Origin of the sequence: Enterobacter sp. 01-M-02-SI-ECC (assembly GCF_047530595.1) — a bacterium.
In the GTDB taxonomy this organism is placed as follows: Bacteria; Pseudomonadota; Gammaproteobacteria; order Enterobacterales; family Enterobacteriaceae; genus Enterobacter; species Enterobacter cloacae_M.
Window position 1 is genome coordinate 19,084 of sequence record NZ_JBLKCZ010000026.1, and the last position, 16,907, is coordinate 35,990.

Genomic DNA, 16,907 nt, shown 5'->3' on the forward strand with positions numbered 1-16,907 from the left:
TTAAGCGTTCAACACAAGTCAGAGTTGGTAAAATGGTTAGTCATTACAATAATAACGTAATGAAATTCACTACCAACTCTGGCAGGGAAGGATGAATAGAGGGATTTGAACTTAGGATAATTCTTAGGATAATGTATCATCGGAACACCGCTGTTATTTGCGCAACATGAAACGCATCCTAAAAAGAAGAATGTCTATGTCTGAGATGGATATCAAAAAAAGCACCGATCTTGATTTTCCCCGTTATACCTCCCCGGCAATACACGCTAAAGAAATTGATCTTTTCGGTTTATTAGCGGTCCTTTTGGCGGCCAAAAAACGCATTGTCACCATTACCCTTGCTTTTGCACTGGCGGGGCTGGCCATTTCATTTTTACTGCCGCAGAAGTGGACCAGTAAAGCAGTGATCACTCAGGCAGAATCGTCGCAGTGGAACCCGCTGCGCCAGATGATGGTAGCGTTGCAGGTACTTGACGTGGACGCGAAAATTTCCCGTCCGGAAGTCTTTGACATGTTTATTAAAAAGTTTCAGTCGCAGTCATTGCTTGAAGAGTATCTGAAATCCTCTCCTTACGTGATGTCACAACTTAAAGATGCCGAGGTGGATCCGCTTGAGCTGCATCGGGCGATAGTTAACATTTCAGACAGAATGAAAGCGGTGAATGACGCTCAGGGAAAAGACGCGGATAAAGCGCCTTTTGTCTCCTGGACATTGAGCTTCACTGCGCCGACAGCTGACGATGCTCAAGCCGTACTAAATGGATACATCGATTATATCGCGGCTATTGTTGAAAAAGAGACGGTGCAGAATATCCGCAACCAGATCGCCCTGAAAAAGAATGTCGTTGAGCAGCAGCTGGAACTGGATCGTGTCCGTCTGACTAATATTCACAATACCAACCTGCAGCGACTGAATTATTCGCTGGAAGTGGCAAATGCCGCAGGCATTAAGAAACCAGTTTACAGCAACGGGCAGGCCGTAAAAGATGACCCGGATTACTCCGTTGCGCTCGGCGCTGACGGTATCGCGCAAAAGCTGCAGATCGAAAAAAATCTGAAGGACGTGACCGAGCTGAATGCGGATTTCCAGAACCGGGAATACCACCTCGCACAGCTGAAAAAGCTCTCCTTTGCCGATGTTAAACTTGAGCCATTCCGGTACCAGCTCTCTCCTTCCATGCCGGTGAAAAAGGATGGCCCGGGCAAGGCTCTGATGGTCGTCCTGGCGGCGCTTCTGGGGGGCCTGTTTGCCTGCGGTAGCGTTTTACTGCGCGAGGCGATGCTCGCACGTACTTCGCCGCCGGAGCCGGTAGCGGAATAAGCTCTGCAGTTTAAAAGGCGCTGAATACAGCGCCTTTTTTTATGTGCATCGGTTGTGTTAAAAAAGAGACCAAAGATAAGGAGGGGTAATGAAAACGATCGGCCTGTTAGGCGGAATGAGCTGGGAATCGACAATCCCTTATTACCGCCTGATTAATGAAGGGGTAAAGCAGCGTCTGGGTGGTCTGCACTCCGCAAGCCTGCTGCTGCACAGCGTTGATTTCCATGAAATTGAAGCCTGTCAGTCGAGCGGTGAGTGGGATAAAGCCGGCGAGATTCTGGCTCAGGCGGCGCTGGGGCTGGAGCGCGCCGGCGCCGAGGGTATTGTGCTTTGTACCAATACCATGCACAAAGTGGCGTCGCATATTGAGGAGCGCTGTTCGCTGCCGTTTCTGCATATCGCGGACGCAACCGGGCGTGCGATTGCGGCATCCGGGATGTGCCGCGTAGCGCTTTTGGGTACACGCTACACCATGGAACAGGATTTTTATCGTGGACGTTTGAACAGTGAATTTGGGATAGAGAGCCTGATCCCGGATGAAGAAGATCGGGCGCGCATCAATCAGATTATCTTTGACGAGCTCTGCCTCGGTACCTTCACCGAATCTTCCCGCGCGTATTACGTCAGCGTCATCGATAAACTCGCGCAGCAGGGGGCTGAAGGCGCGATCTTCGGCTGCACCGAGATTGGCCTGCTGGTGCCAGCCGAGCGAAGCCCCGTCCCGGTATTCGATACCACCGCCATCCATGCCGCGGATGCCGTGGCGTTTATGCTGTCATAACGGGTTTTGCAGGTCAGGTAAGCGAAGCGCCACCTGGCGCGCGTGCTCCTTTAAGTGTTCGGTGAACGCGTCCACCAGCGCGGAAGCCGGACGGTGCAGCGGGCGGATCAGGCTCACGGTGAACGGGACGGAGACGCTAAAGCGGCGGATGACGATCCCGCTTCCGGCATAGTCCAGCGCCGTGAGCGGATTCACCACCGCGACGCCGACGCCTGCACGCACCATCGCGCAAATCGAAGCCGCGCTGTGCGTTTCTACCACCATTCGCCGTTTGACCTGATGCTCGGCAAACAGCGAATCCAGCAGCTGTCTGTAGCTGTCTGTCTGCGAAAGGCTAATGTAGTTTTCCCCGTGGAAATCCTCCGGTGTGAGCACCGCCTTACCGGCAAGCCGATGCCCTGCGGGCAGAACGCACACTTCATCTAACGAGATCAACTCCGTGCGCGCCGTTCCCGCCGGCGTGGAGAGGGTTTCAGTTAAGCCTAAATCATGACGCTGGGCCGAAAGCCACTCTTCAAGCAGGGGGGATTCCTGAGGCACGATGGTGAGGCTGACCTCCGGGTATCGGGCCAGAAAAGGCTGCAGCAGCATCGGCAAAAAGGATTGCGAAAAGACGGGCAGGCAGACGATCGACAGCTCGCCCTGGCGAAACTCGCGCAGGCTTTCCGCAGCACTCACTATTCTGTCCAGTCCGTACCAGGAGCGCTGGACTTCCTCGAACAGGCGCAACCCCTGCACCGTCGGGTGAAGCCTGCCCCGGGTGCGCTCGAACAGCTTCAGCTCCAGCACTTTCTCGAAGCGGGCCAGCTCGCGGCTCACCGTCGGCTGCGAGGTATGCAGCATCTGTGCGGCTTCGGTGAGATTGCCGGTAGTCATCACGGCGTGAAAAATCTCGATGTGGCGTAAATTGACGGCGGGCATAGGGCACCTGAAAGCAGATTACTGTCCATATCATTTTTGCATAGACTCGCGATAAAACGATATTTTTTATTCTCTTCGCGCTGTGGCGTAATCATCAAAACGCATTTACCCGGAGAAGACCATGCCACGCCCGCTGAACCAGACCGATACCGATTTGAACGCCGACAACCTGCTGCGCCTGCCTGCCGAGTTTGGCTGTCCGGTGTGGGTCTATGACGCGCAGATCGTTCGCGAGAAGATCGCTGCTCTGCATCAGTTTGACGTGGTGCGTTTTGCCCAGAAGGCCTGCTCCAATATTCATATTCTGCGCCTGATGCGTGAGCAGGGCGTGAAGGTCGACTCCGTCTCGCTTGGCGAAATCGAGCGCGCGCTGGTAGCCGGATTCGATCCGAAAGCCGACAGCGACGCGATCGTCTTTACTGCCGATGTGATCGACGATGCGACGCTTGCGCGCGTCCACGAACTGCAGATCCCGGTGAATGCCGGCTCTGTAGATATGCTGGAGCAGCTGGGTAAGGTTTCTCCCGGCCATCGCGTCTGGCTGCGCGTGAACCCGGGTTTTGGTCATGGTCATAGCCAAAAAACCAACACTGGCGGCGAAAACAGCAAACACGGTATCTGGTATGCCGATATGCCAGCCGCGCTTGACGTGTTGCAGCGTTATAACCTGAAGCTGGTCGGCATTCATATGCACATTGGCTCTGGCGTGGATTATGCGCATCTTGAGCAGGTCTGCGGGGCGATGGTGCGTCAGGTTGTCGATTTTGGTCAGGATCTGGAGGCCATCTCCGCAGGTGGTGGGCTTTCTATTCCTTACCGTGAAGGTGAAGAGGCGATCGATACCGATCACTATTACGGTCTGTGGAGCGCCGCGCGTGACCAGATCGCTGCGCATCTTGGCCATGCTGTGAAACTGGAAATTGAGCCGGGTCGTTTCCTGGTGGCGGAAGCCGGCGTGCTGGTTTCGCAGGTCCGCAGCGTCAAAGAGATGGGGTCTCGCCACTTCGTATTGATTGATGCAGGCTTTAACGATCTGATGCGTCCGTCCATGTACGGCAGCTATCACCACATTACCGCCCTGGCCGCCGACGGCCGTGATTTAACGCAGGCGCCGCGGATTGAGACGGTCGTTGCGGGACCGCTGTGCGAATCGGGTGACGTGTTTACCCAGCAGGAAGGCGGCAAAGTGGAGACCCGCGCGCTGCCAGAGGTCAAACCGGGTGATTATCTTGTGCTGCATGATACCGGTGCCTACGGGGCGTCGATGTCATCTAACTACAACAGCCGCCCGCTGCTGCCGGAAGTGCTGTTTGATAACGGCAAGGCACGGCTGATCCGTCGTCGTCAGACCATTCAGGAACTGCTGGCTTTAGAACTCATCTGATGAAAGTAGGGCCCCGTTGTAACCGAATCGCGTAACACCAGCGTGCCGGTAAACGGCGGGATGGCATCGACCGGCTGGTTTTTTGCCAGCCGGATCGCCTGATCGATGGCCGTGACAATCATATTGTCGATGGGCAGATAAACCGATGAGAGCGCAGGCTCCAGCCATTTCGCGCTTGGGGCATCGTCAAAGCCGAACAGTGAAATATCCTGCGGAATTTTAAGCCCTGCCTGGTGTAACGCTTTGGACGCCCCCAGGGCCATATCGTCGTTACAGGCAAACAGGGCGCTAAACGACACACCGTCGGCAATCAACTCCTTGCACAGCTCGTATCCCCGCGTCATTCCCGCATCGCCGTACTTTATCCGACGCTCGTCCAGGCGAATGCCGTGCTTTTCCAGCGCCTTACGGTAGCCCATCAGCCGCGCTTTCCCGGTTGGGGTGTGGATCGGAACGGTGATACAGGCGATCTCCCGATGGCCCTGGGCGATCAGGTAATCCACGGCCTTAAACGCGGCATCCTGCTGTTCAAAAAATACGCAGCGATCTGGCGCCTGGCTCACTTCGCGGTTAATGACCACCAGCGGCGTTTTCACGGTGTTCATCAGTTTGACGATCGCTTTTTCGCTCATGTAGCGCGTGTAAAGCACGATGGCATCGCACTGGCGATCGGCCAGCATCTGCACGGCCTGTTCTTCCTGTTCCGGCGCGTCGTGACCGTCGGTGACGATCAGCTGTTTCCCGTGAGTTTCCGTCTGCCGCGACGCCTGCTGGAGAAGACGACCAAAGTAAAAGCCGTCGAAGGTCGAGACGACCAGGCCAATGCTGTTGCTGGTCTGGTTAGCCAGCGAACGCGCGAGAAAGTTCGGGCGATAGCCCAGCTCTTCCATCGCAGCAAAGACCTGCTGACGCGTACTCTCTTTAACCTGACCTGTGCCGTTCAGCACGCGCGAGACGGTAGCCTTCGACACGCCCGCACGCAGTGAGACATCCAGCATTGTTGCCATTCTACATTCCTGCTTCCACGTAATGGTTTGCAGTTTAACACAGACCTCACGGCGTATAAGCGATGCGGGAGGCGCAAAACTTCTGCCACGATCACGCTTTTTGGTCACGATTCGTCTGGCCTGCGTGAAGTAAAACGAAATAGTCTGACTCTGGTAAAGTAATCGCCGAACCGAGCTGGGGCGACAGGCCAGCAAATAGACGAGAAAACGCAGGTGAAACGTGAAAAAGATAGCCATCCTCCCGCTTTACCAGGCACCGCACTATGCGGAGCAGGTCACCGACTGGCTCTGGCAGGCCTTTGGCGAAGGGCTTTCCCGGGAATTTTTCCACAGCATTATTGAGCACAGCCAGACGCCGGGAGCATTACCGCTGACCTTTATCGCCGTTGAAGACGAAAAGCTTGTTGGTACGGTAGGGCTCTGGCGCTGCGATTTGATCACGCGTCAGGATCTCTTTCCGTGGCTGGCGGCGCTCTACGTTGACGACGCGTCGCGAGGCAAGGGGCTGGCAGGAAAGCTACAGCAGCACGTTATTACCTGGGCCGCGCAGGCGGGATATGAAGAACTGCACCTCTGGTCTGCCTGCCGCGACTTCTACGAACGTTACGGCTGGCAGTATATCGGTGATGGGCTGGAATACCCCAACACGCGGGTTCACCTCTATCGTTATTCGCTCTGCGCTTCCGCAGGTGAAGCAACGGAGTGACGGCGAACCAGCGTCGGGCTAAACAGATGCGTAATATCCGGCGGCTGGCGCTGTTCAGCCAGCGCTAGCGCCAGCTCGGCGGCCTGCGTCGCCATGGTGATAATCGGGTAGCGTACGGTGGTCAGCCGCGGGCGCACGTAGCGAGAGACCAGCACGTCGTCGAAGCCAATCAGCGAAATTTCTGCCGGAACCTCAATCCCGTTGTCATTCAGCACCCCCATTGCCCCCGCGGCCATGGAGTCGTTATAGCTGGCAACCGCCGTGAAATTTCGTCCGCGACCCAGCAGCTCGGTCATGGCCTGTTCACCGCCGCTCTCATCCGGTTCACCGTAGGCCACCAGACGGTCATTACACGGCAGGCCGTTTTCGCGCAGGGCGTCGTAGTAGCCCTGCAGGCGGTCTTCCGCATCAGAAATCGGATGATTGGAACAGAGATAGCCAATCCGGGTATGGCCCTGTTGAATCAGATGACGGGTCGCAAGCCAGGCGCCGTAGCGGTCGTCGAGGGCCACACAGCGTTTTTCAAACCCGGGAATAATGCGGTTGATGATCACCATTCCGGGCATCTGCTTCATCAGGTGAATCAGCTCGGCATCCGGGATCATTTTGGCGTGAACCACCAGCGCGGCGCAGCGGTGGCGGATCAGCTGCTCGATGGCCTGGCGTTCTTTTTGCTCATTATGATAGCCATTGCCGATCAGCAAAAAATTGCCTGTCTGGTAAGAGACCTGTTCAACCGCTTTCACCATGGCGCCGAAAAAGGGGTCGGAAACATCACCCACTACCAGCCCAATAGTTTCGGTGGACTGCTGGGCGAGCGCGCGGGCATTGGCATTGGGATGATAATTCAGGGATTCCATGGCGGTTTGTACCGCCTGGCGCGATGCGTCACTGGCTTTTGGGGAGTCGTTAATCACTCGAGAGACGGTTGCCACCGACACACCTGCCAGACGGGCCACATCCTTTATTGTCGCCATTCATTACCTTCTTATTGGGGGTAAGCGTTTACACACCAAATAGTGTTGCGGAAAAGCGCCGCCCATTCAAGGGGAGCGGATTTTCGCTCTCTACAAACGTGACGCAGGACAACACTGGTAGTGTAATCGTTACACGCGCAGTCATGTCTGAAGAATGTCAATCTGAACCTTTGGTTACACTTTGCGTCAGGCTGTTGCGATTGTCCGATGGCAAGGATGTTAGAGAGGTTGATACAGTCGAAATCCCAGAGGTATTGATAGGTGGAGTCAACTCCGGTTGATTAACACGCTTACACCAGCCTGCGTTTTTACGCAGGTTTTTTTTTGCCTGAAAGTTCAACCTGTAACAGCAATAGAAAATATTCACACCTGGTTGCACTTCGGCTCATTCCCTTGCGTTTTCCTGCTGGCGAAGCGCAGGTCGAACGACCACAATCAAGATCCCAGAGGTATTGATTGGTGAGAATTCTTAGTACGGTTTCGTACTCATCTCTTGCACCAACCTGCGCGGATGCGCAGGTTTTTTTTCGCCTCCACTTTTGCTGTCGCTCCCGTATCACTTCTCGTGTAATCTGCCACCATTTACTATCAACCCTCCACACTGGCTGGCAAAGGGAGTTGAGATGCTATTTGGGTTCTTCCGTACACTCTTCCGTATTCTTTTTCGCATCCGCGTTACTGGCGATACCCAGGCGCTTCGCGGCGAACGCGTTCTTATCACGCCAAATCATGTTTCCTTTATAGACGGCATTCTGCTGGCGCTATTTTTACCCGTGCGCCCGGTGTTTGCGGTCTATACCTCTATCAGCCAGCAGTGGTACATGCGCTGGCTCACGCCGCTGATTGATTTTGTGCCGCTCGACCCGACAAAGCCGATGATGATTAAGCATCTGGTGCGTCTGGTTGAGCAGGGGCGTCCGGTGGTTATTTTCCCGGAAGGGCGTATCTCCGTGACCGGTTCGCTGATGAAAATCTACGATGGCGCGGGGTTTGTTGCAGCGAAATCAAAAGCGACCGTGGTGCCGCTGCGTATTGAAGGCGCAGAGTTGACCCATTTCAGCCGACTGAAGGGGCTGGTGAAGCAGCGTCTGTTCCCAAAAATCACGCTGCATATTCTGCCGCCCACGTCGTTACCGATGCCGGACGCCCCGCGTGCCCGCGATCGCCGTAAAATCGCCGGGGAAATGCTGCATCAGATTATGATGGAAGCGCGCATGGCCGTGCGTCCGCGCGAAACGCTGTACGAATCTCTGCTTTCCGCTCAGCACCGCTATGGCGCGAAGAAAAACTGCATCGAAGACATCAACTTTACCCCGGATACCTATCGCAAGCTGCTGACTAAGACCCTCTTTGTGGGCCGCATTCTTGAGAAATACAGCATGAAGGGCGAAAAGATTGGCCTGATGCTGCCTAACGCAGGCATCAGCGCGGCGGTGATTTTTGGTGCGGTTTCCCGGGGGCGCATCCCGGCAATGATGAACTACACGGCGGGCGTGAAAGGGCTGACCAGCGCCATCACCGCTGCCCAGATTAATACCGTCTTTACCTCTCGTCAGTTCCTGGACAAAGGCAAGCTCTGGCATCTTCCCGAGCAGCTCACCCAGGTGCGCTGGGTCTTCCTGGAGGATCTGAAAGCGGACGTGACCACCGGCGACAAGCTGTGGATTTTTGCTCACCTGCTGATGCCGCGTCTGGCGCAGGTCAAACAGCAGCCGGAAGATGACGCGATCATTCTCTTCACGTCGGGATCGGAGGGCAACCCGAAAGGCGTCGTCCACAGCCACAAGAGCATTCTGGCGAACGTTGAACAGATCAAAAGCATTGCCGACTTTACCGCGAATGACCGTTTTATGTCGGCGCTGCCGCTGTTCCACTCCTTTGGCCTGACGGTGGGGCTGTTTACGCCGCTGCTGACCGGCGCAGAAGTGTTCCTCTACCCAAGCCCGCTGCATTATCGGATTGTGCCGGAGCTGGTGTATGACCGTAACTGCACCGTTCTGTTCGGCACCTCAACCTTCCTCGGCAACTATGCGCGTTTCGCCAATCCGTATGACTTCTATCGCGTGCGGTATGTGGTGGCCGGTGCGGAAAAACTGCAGGAGAGCACGCGTCAGATCTGGCAGGACAAGTTTGGCCTGCGCATTCTCGAAGGCTATGGCGTTACCGAGTGTGCTCCCGTGGTCTCGATTAACGTACCGATGGCGGCGAAGCCGGGTACGGTGGGTCGAATTCTGCCGGGGATGGATGCGCGTGTGCTGGCCGTGCCGGGCATTGAGGACGGTGGCCGTCTGCAGCTGAAAGGGCCAAACGTGATGAACGGTTATCTGCGCGTGGAAAACCCAGGCGTGCTTGAGGTGCCGACGGCTGAAAACGTCAACGGCGAGGTTGAAACCGGCTGGTACGACACCGGTGATATTGTCCGTTTTGATGAACAAGGCTTTGTACAGATTCAGGGACGCGCGAAGCGCTTCGCCAAAATCGCCGGTGAAATGGTCTCTCTGGAAATGGTTGAGCAGCTGGCGACGGCCGTCTCCGCGGATAAGATGCATGCGACGGTGGTGAAGAGTGATGCCAGCAAAGGCGAGGCGCTGGTGCTGTTTACGACTGACGGTGAGCTTAAGCGCGACAGGTTACTGAGCTATGCGCGTGAACACGGTATTCCTGAACTGGCGGTGCCGCGCGATATTCGCTTCCTGAAGCAGCTCCCGGTGCTGGGTAGCGGGAAGCCCGATTTCGTGACCCTGAAAGGCATGGTTGAAGAGGCGGAACAGCAAAATGCGTGAGTCAGTACACACTAACACATCGCTCAGATCAAAAGGCATGATGGCGGTCATCGCCGCGCAGTTTCTCTCTGCGTTTGGTGATAACGCGCTGCTGTTTGCCACGCTGGCGCTGCTGAAGGCCGAGTTTTACCCCGACTGGAGCCAGCCGATCCTGCAGATGGTGTTTGTGGGCGCTTACATTATCTTTGCTCCGTTCGTCGGGCAGGTGGCGGACAGTTTCCCGAAAGGCCGGGTGATGATGTTTGCCAACGGTCTCAAGCTGCTGGGTGCCGCCAGCATTTGCTTTGGCTTCAATCCGTTTATTGGTTACACGCTGGTGGGCATTGGCGCTGCCGCTTACTCCCCGGCTAAGTATGGCATTCTCGGAGAACTGACCACGGGCGATAAGCTGGTGAAAGCCAACGGCCTGATGGAGTCGTCAACCATCGCCGCAATCCTGCTCGGATCCGTCGCGGGCGGCGTACTGGCCGACTGGCATGTCCTGGCGGCACTGGGCATCTGCGCGGTGGTGTATGGCGGGGCAGTTGTGGCGAACCTGTTTATTCCTAAGCTACCTGTGGCTCGCCCGGGGCAATCCTGGCGCTTTAAACCGATGACAGGCAGTTTCTTTACCGCCTGTCGCGTGCTGTGGCGTAACGGAGAAACGCGTTTCTCCCTGATGGGAACCAGTATGTTTTGGGGGGCGGGCGTCACGCTGCGCTTCCTGCTGGTGCTGTGGGTGCCGGTGGCGCTGGGAATTACCGACAACGCGACGCCGACCTATCTTAACGCGATGGTGGCCATCGGCATTGTGGTGGGAGCTGGCGCGGCGGCGAAGCTGGTGACGCTAGAGACCGTAGCACGCTGCATGCCCGCAGGGATCCTGATTGGCGTCGTGGTGCTGATTTTCTCGCTGCAACATGCATTATTGCCTGCGTATGTCCTCCTCATCCTGATTGGTATTCTGGGCGGTTTCTTCGTGGTGCCGCTGAACGCGTTGCTGCAGGAACGTGGCAAGCAGACCGTCGGGGCGGGGAATGCCATCGCGGTACAAAACCTGGGTGAAAACCTGGCGATGCTGCTAATGCTGGGGCTCTACTCGCTGGCGGTAAAAGTCGGTGTGCCGGTGGTGGGGATTGGCGTCGGGTTTGGCGGGCTGTTTGCGCTGGCGATTGCGGGATTGTGGATCTGGCAACGTCGGCGCTGATAAGTGCGGCCTGATGTCCTCACTCTGGCCCTCTCCTACAGGGAGAGGGAGCAAACCCTAAAAACGGCAACGTGCGTTGCCGTTTTGCTTTTATTACGGCGCAGGATACGTATAAACCTGATGCACCGCTTCAATCTCCGCTAACACCTCTTCACTCAGGTTCAGATGGAAACTCTCAATATTGGTTTTCAGCTGTTCCATCGTGGTCGCGCCCAGCAGGGTGCTGGCAACAAACGGCTGACGACGCACGAAGGCCAGCGCCATCTGGGCAGGGTCAAGACCGTGACGCTTTGCGATATCCACATAGGCGGCAACGGCCTTCTGCGTCTGCTCGCCGCTGTAGCGGGTAAAACGGCTAAAGAGGGTATTTCGCGCCCCGGCCGGTTTCGCGCCGTTCAGGTATTTCCCCGTCAGCGTGCCAAAGCCGAGACAGGAATAGGCGAGCAGTTCCACTTCTTCATATTGCGTCACTTCGGCCAGACCCACCTCATAGCTACGGTTAAGCAGGCTGTACGGATTCTGGATGGTGACGATACGCGGCAGATCGTGTTTATCCGCCAGGTGCAGATAGCGCATTACGCCAAAAGCCGTTTCGTTAGAGACGCCAATGTAGCGGATTTTTCCCGCGCGCTGGCACTCGGTCAGCGCTTCCAGCGTTTCCAGCAGCGTTACGGCGGGGGCACTCTCATTCCAGCTATAGCCGAGCTTACCAAAGCAGTTGGTTGGACGCTGCGGCCAGTGCACCTGATACAGGTCGAGGTAGTCGGTTTGCAGGCGCTTCAGGCTGGCGTCCAGTGCAGCGCGGATATTCTTACGATCGAGGATCTGATTCGGGCGGATCCCGGTATCGTTGTTGCGCGCGGGACCACTGACTTTTGAGGCAATCACCAGCTTTTCACGGTTGCCGCGTTTTGCCAGCCAGTTACCGACGTAGGTTTCGGTAAGTCCCTGCGTTTCCGGACGTGGCGGAACAGGGTACATCTCCGCGACATCAATCAGGTTAATCCCCTGGCTGACGGCGTAATCGAGTTGTGCATGGGCATCGGCTTCGCTGTTTTGTTCACCAAATGTCATCGTGCCCAACCCCAGTTGGCTAATTTCCAGAGCGCTGTGGGGGATACGGTGATAATGCATAGCCGGCTTCCTCAGTAGACTTATAGACCGCGTCAGGGCGTGCCCGACAAAGGAATATAAACATGGCAGAGGGGAAGCAAAAGGGGAAGAAAAAAATCAAAAAGGCCAGCAAGCGACTGACCTCTCTCTGTTTATCGCTCGATAATTTGCGATACTTCGTCGCGATTGATCTGCATTTTATTGCCTTCCTGGTCGCGGTAGCTGACCAGACCGGTATCATCGTCGACTTCGGGTTTGCCGTCGGTCAGGATCATTCGACCGTCTTTTGTCGCCATAACGTAATCGCTGCTACAGCCCGATACGGCAAACGCTAAACCGACTGCTGAAACTAACACTGCCCATTTTTTCATCGTTATCGTCCTCATCTGGCGCGTATCAAATCATAGTTTAGTTTTAACCCGATATTGCAACAGGAGGAAGCGGTAAAATCTTAAAAAGCAGTCGATTATGTTTGGGAGCTCGCAAAATAAGTAAAAAACTATGTTTTTAAGAGGAAATGACGTGCCAGGAGTGCGCCGGTGAAATTCTTCTTGAGATAAAAACCGCGCGGCAGCGTCAGTATCGGCTCGCCCTGCGCGCCGATTGCCTCGGTAAGCGCTTTACTGTTGGCCGCTTTCGGGCGCAGCTGTAATACTTCTCCGTGTCGGGCGGTGATGCGCTCTACCTGCCCAAGCACGATCATGTCCATCAGCTCCTCCCAGTCCAGACGCAGCTGTTGCTCCTCATCGTCGTCCGGGCTCCAGAGCAGCGGCGCGCCAACGCGACGCTCAGCCAGGGGGATCTGACGCTCACCTTCAACCGGCACCCACAACACGCGCTTCAGCTTGTGGCGAACGTGGCTGGTTTCCCACGTCACGCCGGTGTTGCCGGTTAGTGGCGCAACGCAGACGAAGGTGGTCTCAAGGGGCTTGCCCTGGCTGTCTATGGGGATGGTTTTTAACTCCACGCCAAGCGCTGCAAAATCCTGCTCGGGTTTGCTCCCTGCGCTGGCGCCCAGCCACAGCTCGAGCAGCATGCCGATCCAGCCTTTATCCCGTTTTAGATCCTTCGGGATCTGAAGCCCTGCCAATGCCGCCAGCTCGCCAAGCGAAAAGCCTGCCAGACGCTGTGCCTGCTGTAGCAACTGGCCCTCGCTGGACGGCGGTGAGAGCAAGGGTGTAAGCGGATGCATGAAGGTAACCTTTTGATTAAAAAATAAACGAAGAAATTGTCCCCTGTGGATAGAGTTTAACTATTTCTGTACCAATATTCCATGTATATGATTTATAGGTTTTTTTATTGCTTTTAAATCGTTTCACCAGACTCAGAAAACCGGTTGTTCAAATCTGGTCACTGACAATGAACAGGATCTTACACCATGTTATCCACAGAAAAATGGGATAACTGGGTATAACCCTGACTACTGTTTCAATTTACAGCCTTGACGTGCGATGAAAATCGAATTTTCAAACAAATTGTGACTAACTTATTGGCACAATCTGTGGATAAAACCGACGCTGTTCGATCTTTCATCAGTACGACGATCCCTGATGTGACGATCGTCACGCTATTCTGTTTTTTGTTCATAAAAATACATTTAACTTTATGAAAAATATTGAATTATTTGAATGATGCGAAAGCGTTGGCAAAACAGGGTTTGAGGTTGTTCATCGGTAATCAGACACTTCTTCACAACTATATCCACAGAAAAGGTGAATAAAATTCCCTTCACCGCCTCTCATCTGTTTATAACTCAGCACTTATTTGTGAGTTATTCAAATGTTATTAGGTTGCAGCCCTGTAAGAGAGTGGTTTACCGCCTCCCTGTAGTGTGAAACAATCATTCATATATAAGGTTTAGTTTGGGGTAGTCCGGTGATTGATGACGATGGCTACCGCCCGAACGTAGGAATAGTAATTTGTAATCGTCAGGGCCAGGTAATGTGGGCCCGGCGATATGGTCAGCACTCCTGGCAGTTCCCGCAAGGCGGGATCAATCCGGGAGAGTCCCCAGAACAAGCGATGTACCGGGAGCTTTTTGAAGAGGTCGGTTTAAGCCGAAAAGATGTTCGCATCCTGGCTTCGACCCGCAACTGGTTGCGTTACAAGTTACCGAAACGTTTGGTGCGTTGGGACACAAAGCCGGTTTGTATCGGCCAGAAACAGAAGTGGTTTCTGTTGCAGTTGGTGGGCAACGATTCAGACATCAATATGCAAACCAGCAGTACGCCGGAGTTCGATGGCTGGCGCTGGGTGAGCTATTGGTATCCTGTTCGTCAGGTCGTGTCATTTAAACGCGATGTTTACCGTAGGGTGATGAAAGAGTTTGCAAGTGTGGTCATGCAGCTGCAGGAGATCCCGCCTAAGCCGCAGAGCGCACCTGCATGGCGACGTAAAAGAGGTTAAGCTACGCAAATCATGCTCACCCGCTTGCGAGAAATAGTCGAGAAGGTGGCCAGTGCTCCGCGTCTGAACGAGGCGCTGAATATTCTGGTCACTGACATCTGTCTTGCGATGGAGACCGAGGTCTGTTCGGTGTATCTGGCCGACCACGATCGGCGCTGCTATTACCTGATGGCGACCCGTGGTTTGAAAAAACCACGTGGACGCACCGTCACGCTCGCCTTTGATGAAGGTATCGTGGGTCTGGTTGGGCGGCTGGCTGAACCCATCAACCTTGCTGATGCGCAAAAACACCCCAGCTTTAAATACATCCCTTCCGTAAAAGAAGAGCGCTTTCGCGCTTTCCTTGGCGTGCCGATTATCCAGCGTCGCCAGCTGCTCGGCGTGCTGGTTGTCCAGCAGCGCGAGCTACGTCAGTACGATGAAAGCGAAGAGTCTTTCCTCGTCACGCTGGCCACGCAGATGGCGGCGATCCTCTCCCAGTCCCAGCTTGCCGCGCTCTTTGGTCAGTATCGCCATACGCGCATTCGTGCCCTTCCGGCATCGCCAGGCGTAGCGATTGCGGAAGGCTGGATGGACGCCACGCTGCCGCTGATGGAGCAGGTTTACGAAGCCTCTACGCTTGATGAAGCGCTTGAGCGCGAGCGTCTTACCGCCGCGCTGGAAGAGGCTGCGAATGAATTTCGTCGTTACAGCAAGCGTTTTGCCGCAGGCGCACAGAAAGAGACGGCGGCCATCTTCGACCTCTATTCGCATCTGCTCTCCGACGCGCGTCTGCGTCGTGAGCTTTTTGCGGAAGTGGATAAAGGCTCGGTCGCAGAGTGGGCGGTTAAGAAGGTCATCGAAAAATTTGCCGACCAATTTGCGGCACTGACCGACGGTTACCTGAAAGAGCGGGCTGGCGATCTCCGCGCCCTGGGACAGCGTCTGCTGTTCCATCTCGATGACACCATTCAGGGGCCGAATGCCTGGCCAAAACGGTTTGTTCTGGTCGCCGATGAACTCTCGGCAACGACGCTGGCTGAACTGCCCCAGGACAGGCTGGCCGGTGTGGTGGTGCGCGATGGTGCCGCCAACTCGCATGCCGCCATTATGGTGCGCGCGCTGGGTATCCCAACCGTTATGGGGGCCGATATCCAGCCGTCGGTACTGCACCGCCGTACGCTGGTGGTTGACGGCTATCGCGGTGAGCTGCTGGTCGATCCTGAGCCGGTTCTGCTCCAGGAATACCAGCGTCTTATCAGCGAAGAGAATGAATTAAGCAAGCTGGCGGAGGATGACGTTAACCTGCCCGCACAGCTTAAGAGCGGAGAGCGGATCAAAGTCATGCTCAACGCCGGTTTAAGCCCTGAGCATGAAGAAAAGCTTGGCAGCCGCATCGACGGTATTGGCCTGTACCGTACTGAAATCCCGTTCATGCTGCAGAGCGGTTTCCCCTCCGAAGAGGAGCAGGTGGCGCAGTATCAGGGGATGCTGCAGATGTTTAACGACAAACCTGTCACCCTGCGAACCCTCGATGTCGGCGCGGATAAACAGCTGCCCTATATGCCGATCAGCGAAGAAAACCCTTGCCTGGGCTGGCGTGGGATCCGCATTACGCTCGATCAGCCGGAGATCTTCCTGATCCAGGTGCGTGCAATGCTGCGCGCCAACGCGGCGACGGGCAATCTCAGCATCTTACTCCCGATGGTCACCAGCATTGATGAGATCGACGAGTCCCGGCGACTGATCGAACGTGCCGGCCGTGAAGTGGAAGAGATGATCGGCTATGCGATCCCGAAACCGCGGATCGGGGTGATGCTTGAAGTGCCGTCTATGGTCTTTATGCTGCCGCAGCTGGCAAACCGTGTTGATTTTATCTCTGTCGGCACGAACGACCTGACGCAATATATTCTGGCCGTCGACCGTAACAATACGCGTGTCGCCAGTATCTACGACAGCCTGCACCCGGCGATCATTCGCGCGTTAGCGATGATTGCCCGCGAAGCGGAACAGTACGGCATTGATTTACGCCTGTGCGGTGAAATGGCCGGGGATTCAATGTGCGTTGCGATCCTGATTGGTCTGGGATACCGCCATCTGTCGATGAACGGTCGCGCTGTCGCCCGCGTGAAGTACCTGCTGCGGCATATCGACATCAACGATGCCCGCGAGCTGGCTGAACGCAGCCTTGACGCGCAGCTGGCAGCAGAGGTTCGTCATCAGGTCGCAGCGTTTATGGAACGACGCGGTATGGGCGGCCTGATCCGCGGCGGCCGCTAATCATCTTTCTGCCTCTCCCTCCGGGAGAGTGCTCCAGCGCGCATAAAACCCTATACACATCTT

14 protein-coding genes are annotated in these 16,907 nt (G+C 55.5%); 8 read left to right on the forward strand and 6 right to left on the reverse strand.

Going from position 1 to position 16,907, the window contains the following annotated elements:
• The first annotated feature begins 196 nt into the window (after window positions 1–196).
• Both wzz(fepE) and ACMWLG_RS22040 read left to right on the forward strand, forming a co-directional pair.
• Entirely contained in the window at window positions 197–1,321 is a 1,125-nt protein-coding gene (wzz(fepE), locus tag ACMWLG_RS22035; RefSeq protein ID WP_045404620.1) for an LPS O-antigen length regulator Wzz(fepE), read from the forward strand.
• A gap of 88 nt (window positions 1,322–1,409) precedes the next feature.
• On the forward strand, window positions 1,410–2,102 hold the full coding sequence (locus tag ACMWLG_RS22040) for an aspartate/glutamate racemase (RefSeq protein WP_045404617.1): 693 nt from the start codon (window positions 1,410–1,412) through the stop codon (window positions 2,100–2,102).
• Here ACMWLG_RS22040 and ACMWLG_RS22045 read toward each other — a convergent pair.
• Window positions 2,097–3,023, reverse strand: a complete 927-nt coding sequence (locus ACMWLG_RS22045) for a LysR family transcriptional regulator (protein ID WP_045620003.1) — start codon at window positions 3,021–3,023, stop codon at window positions 2,097–2,099. The two genes, ACMWLG_RS22040 and ACMWLG_RS22045, sit on opposite strands and share 6 nt — an antisense overlap.
• Window positions 3,024–3,144: 121 nt before the next feature.
• Here ACMWLG_RS22045 and lysA point away from each other — a divergent pair, with 121 nt between their 5' ends.
• Window positions 3,145–4,407 carry a diaminopimelate decarboxylase gene (gene lysA / locus ACMWLG_RS22050; protein WP_045404613.1) on the forward strand — a complete coding sequence of 421 codons (1,263 nt, stop codon included), beginning with the start codon at window positions 3,145–3,147 and terminating at the stop codon, window positions 4,405–4,407.
• On the opposite strand, the gene ACMWLG_RS22055 is transcribed toward lysA, so the two are convergent.
• Entirely contained in the window at window positions 4,377–5,414 is a 1,038-nt protein-coding gene (locus tag ACMWLG_RS22055; RefSeq protein ID WP_045404611.1) for a LacI family DNA-binding transcriptional regulator, read from the reverse strand. The two genes, lysA and ACMWLG_RS22055, sit on opposite strands and share 31 nt — an antisense overlap.
• A gap of 229 nt (window positions 5,415–5,643) precedes the next feature.
• Here ACMWLG_RS22055 and ACMWLG_RS22060 point away from each other — a divergent pair, with 229 nt between their 5' ends.
• The gene (locus ACMWLG_RS22060) at window positions 5,644–6,120 is read left to right on the forward strand and encodes a GNAT family N-acetyltransferase (protein ID WP_032668263.1); all 477 of its coding nucleotides are present in this window, start codon (window positions 5,644–5,646) and stop codon (window positions 6,118–6,120) included.
• Here ACMWLG_RS22060 and galR read toward each other — a convergent pair.
• Window positions 6,081–7,097 (reverse strand): HTH-type transcriptional regulator GalR, encoded by a 1,017-nt coding sequence (gene galR / locus ACMWLG_RS22065; RefSeq protein ID WP_023309052.1) that lies wholly within the window; start codon window positions 7,095–7,097, stop codon window positions 6,081–6,083. The two genes, ACMWLG_RS22060 and galR, sit on opposite strands and share 40 nt — an antisense overlap.
• Before the next feature lie 623 nt (window positions 7,098–7,720).
• On the opposite strand from galR, the gene aas reads away from it, so the two are divergent.
• Together aas and lplT are read left to right on the forward strand one after the other, a co-directional pair.
• Complete coding sequence (gene aas / locus ACMWLG_RS22070) at window positions 7,721–9,880, forward strand: bifunctional acyl-ACP--phospholipid O-acyltransferase/long-chain-fatty-acid--ACP ligase (RefSeq protein WP_414763031.1); 2,160 nt, start codon at window positions 7,721–7,723, stop codon at window positions 9,878–9,880.
• Window positions 9,873–11,066, forward strand: a complete 1,194-nt coding sequence (gene lplT / locus ACMWLG_RS22075; RefSeq protein WP_047060028.1) for a lysophospholipid transporter LplT — start codon at window positions 9,873–9,875, stop codon at window positions 11,064–11,066. The genes aas and lplT overlap by 8 nt, the downstream gene beginning before the upstream one ends.
• Before the next feature lie 93 nt (window positions 11,067–11,159).
• Here the strand turns inward: lplT and ACMWLG_RS22080 are convergent, their stop codons facing one another.
• The 3 genes from ACMWLG_RS22080 to mutH form a co-directional block, all read right to left on the reverse strand.
• Window positions 11,160–12,200 (reverse strand): NADP(H)-dependent aldo-keto reductase, encoded by a 1,041-nt coding sequence (locus ACMWLG_RS22080; RefSeq protein WP_023309049.1) that lies wholly within the window; start codon window positions 12,198–12,200, stop codon window positions 11,160–11,162.
• Between the two features lie 131 nt (window positions 12,201–12,331).
• A complete protein-coding gene (locus tag ACMWLG_RS22085) occupies window positions 12,332–12,550 on the reverse strand; it encodes a YgdI/YgdR family lipoprotein (RefSeq protein WP_008499668.1) in 219 nt (72 codons plus the stop codon).
• Window positions 12,551–12,678: 128 nt separating this feature from the next.
• Complete coding sequence (gene mutH / locus ACMWLG_RS22090) at window positions 12,679–13,371, reverse strand: DNA mismatch repair endonuclease MutH (RefSeq protein ID WP_045404606.1); 693 nt, start codon at window positions 13,369–13,371, stop codon at window positions 12,679–12,681.
• A 683-nt stretch (window positions 13,372–14,054) separates the two neighbouring features.
• On the opposite strand from mutH, the gene rppH reads away from it, so the two are divergent.
• Both rppH and ptsP read left to right on the forward strand, forming a co-directional pair.
• Window positions 14,055–14,585 carry an RNA pyrophosphohydrolase gene (gene rppH / locus ACMWLG_RS22095; protein WP_013098553.1) on the forward strand — a complete coding sequence of 177 codons (531 nt, stop codon included), beginning with the start codon at window positions 14,055–14,057 and terminating at the stop codon, window positions 14,583–14,585.
• A 12-nt stretch (window positions 14,586–14,597) separates the two neighbouring features.
• Window positions 14,598–16,844, forward strand: a complete 2,247-nt coding sequence (gene ptsP / locus ACMWLG_RS22100) for a phosphoenolpyruvate--protein phosphotransferase (RefSeq protein WP_023309047.1) — start codon at window positions 14,598–14,600, stop codon at window positions 16,842–16,844.
• The last annotated feature ends 63 nt before the right edge of the window (window positions 16,845–16,907 follow it).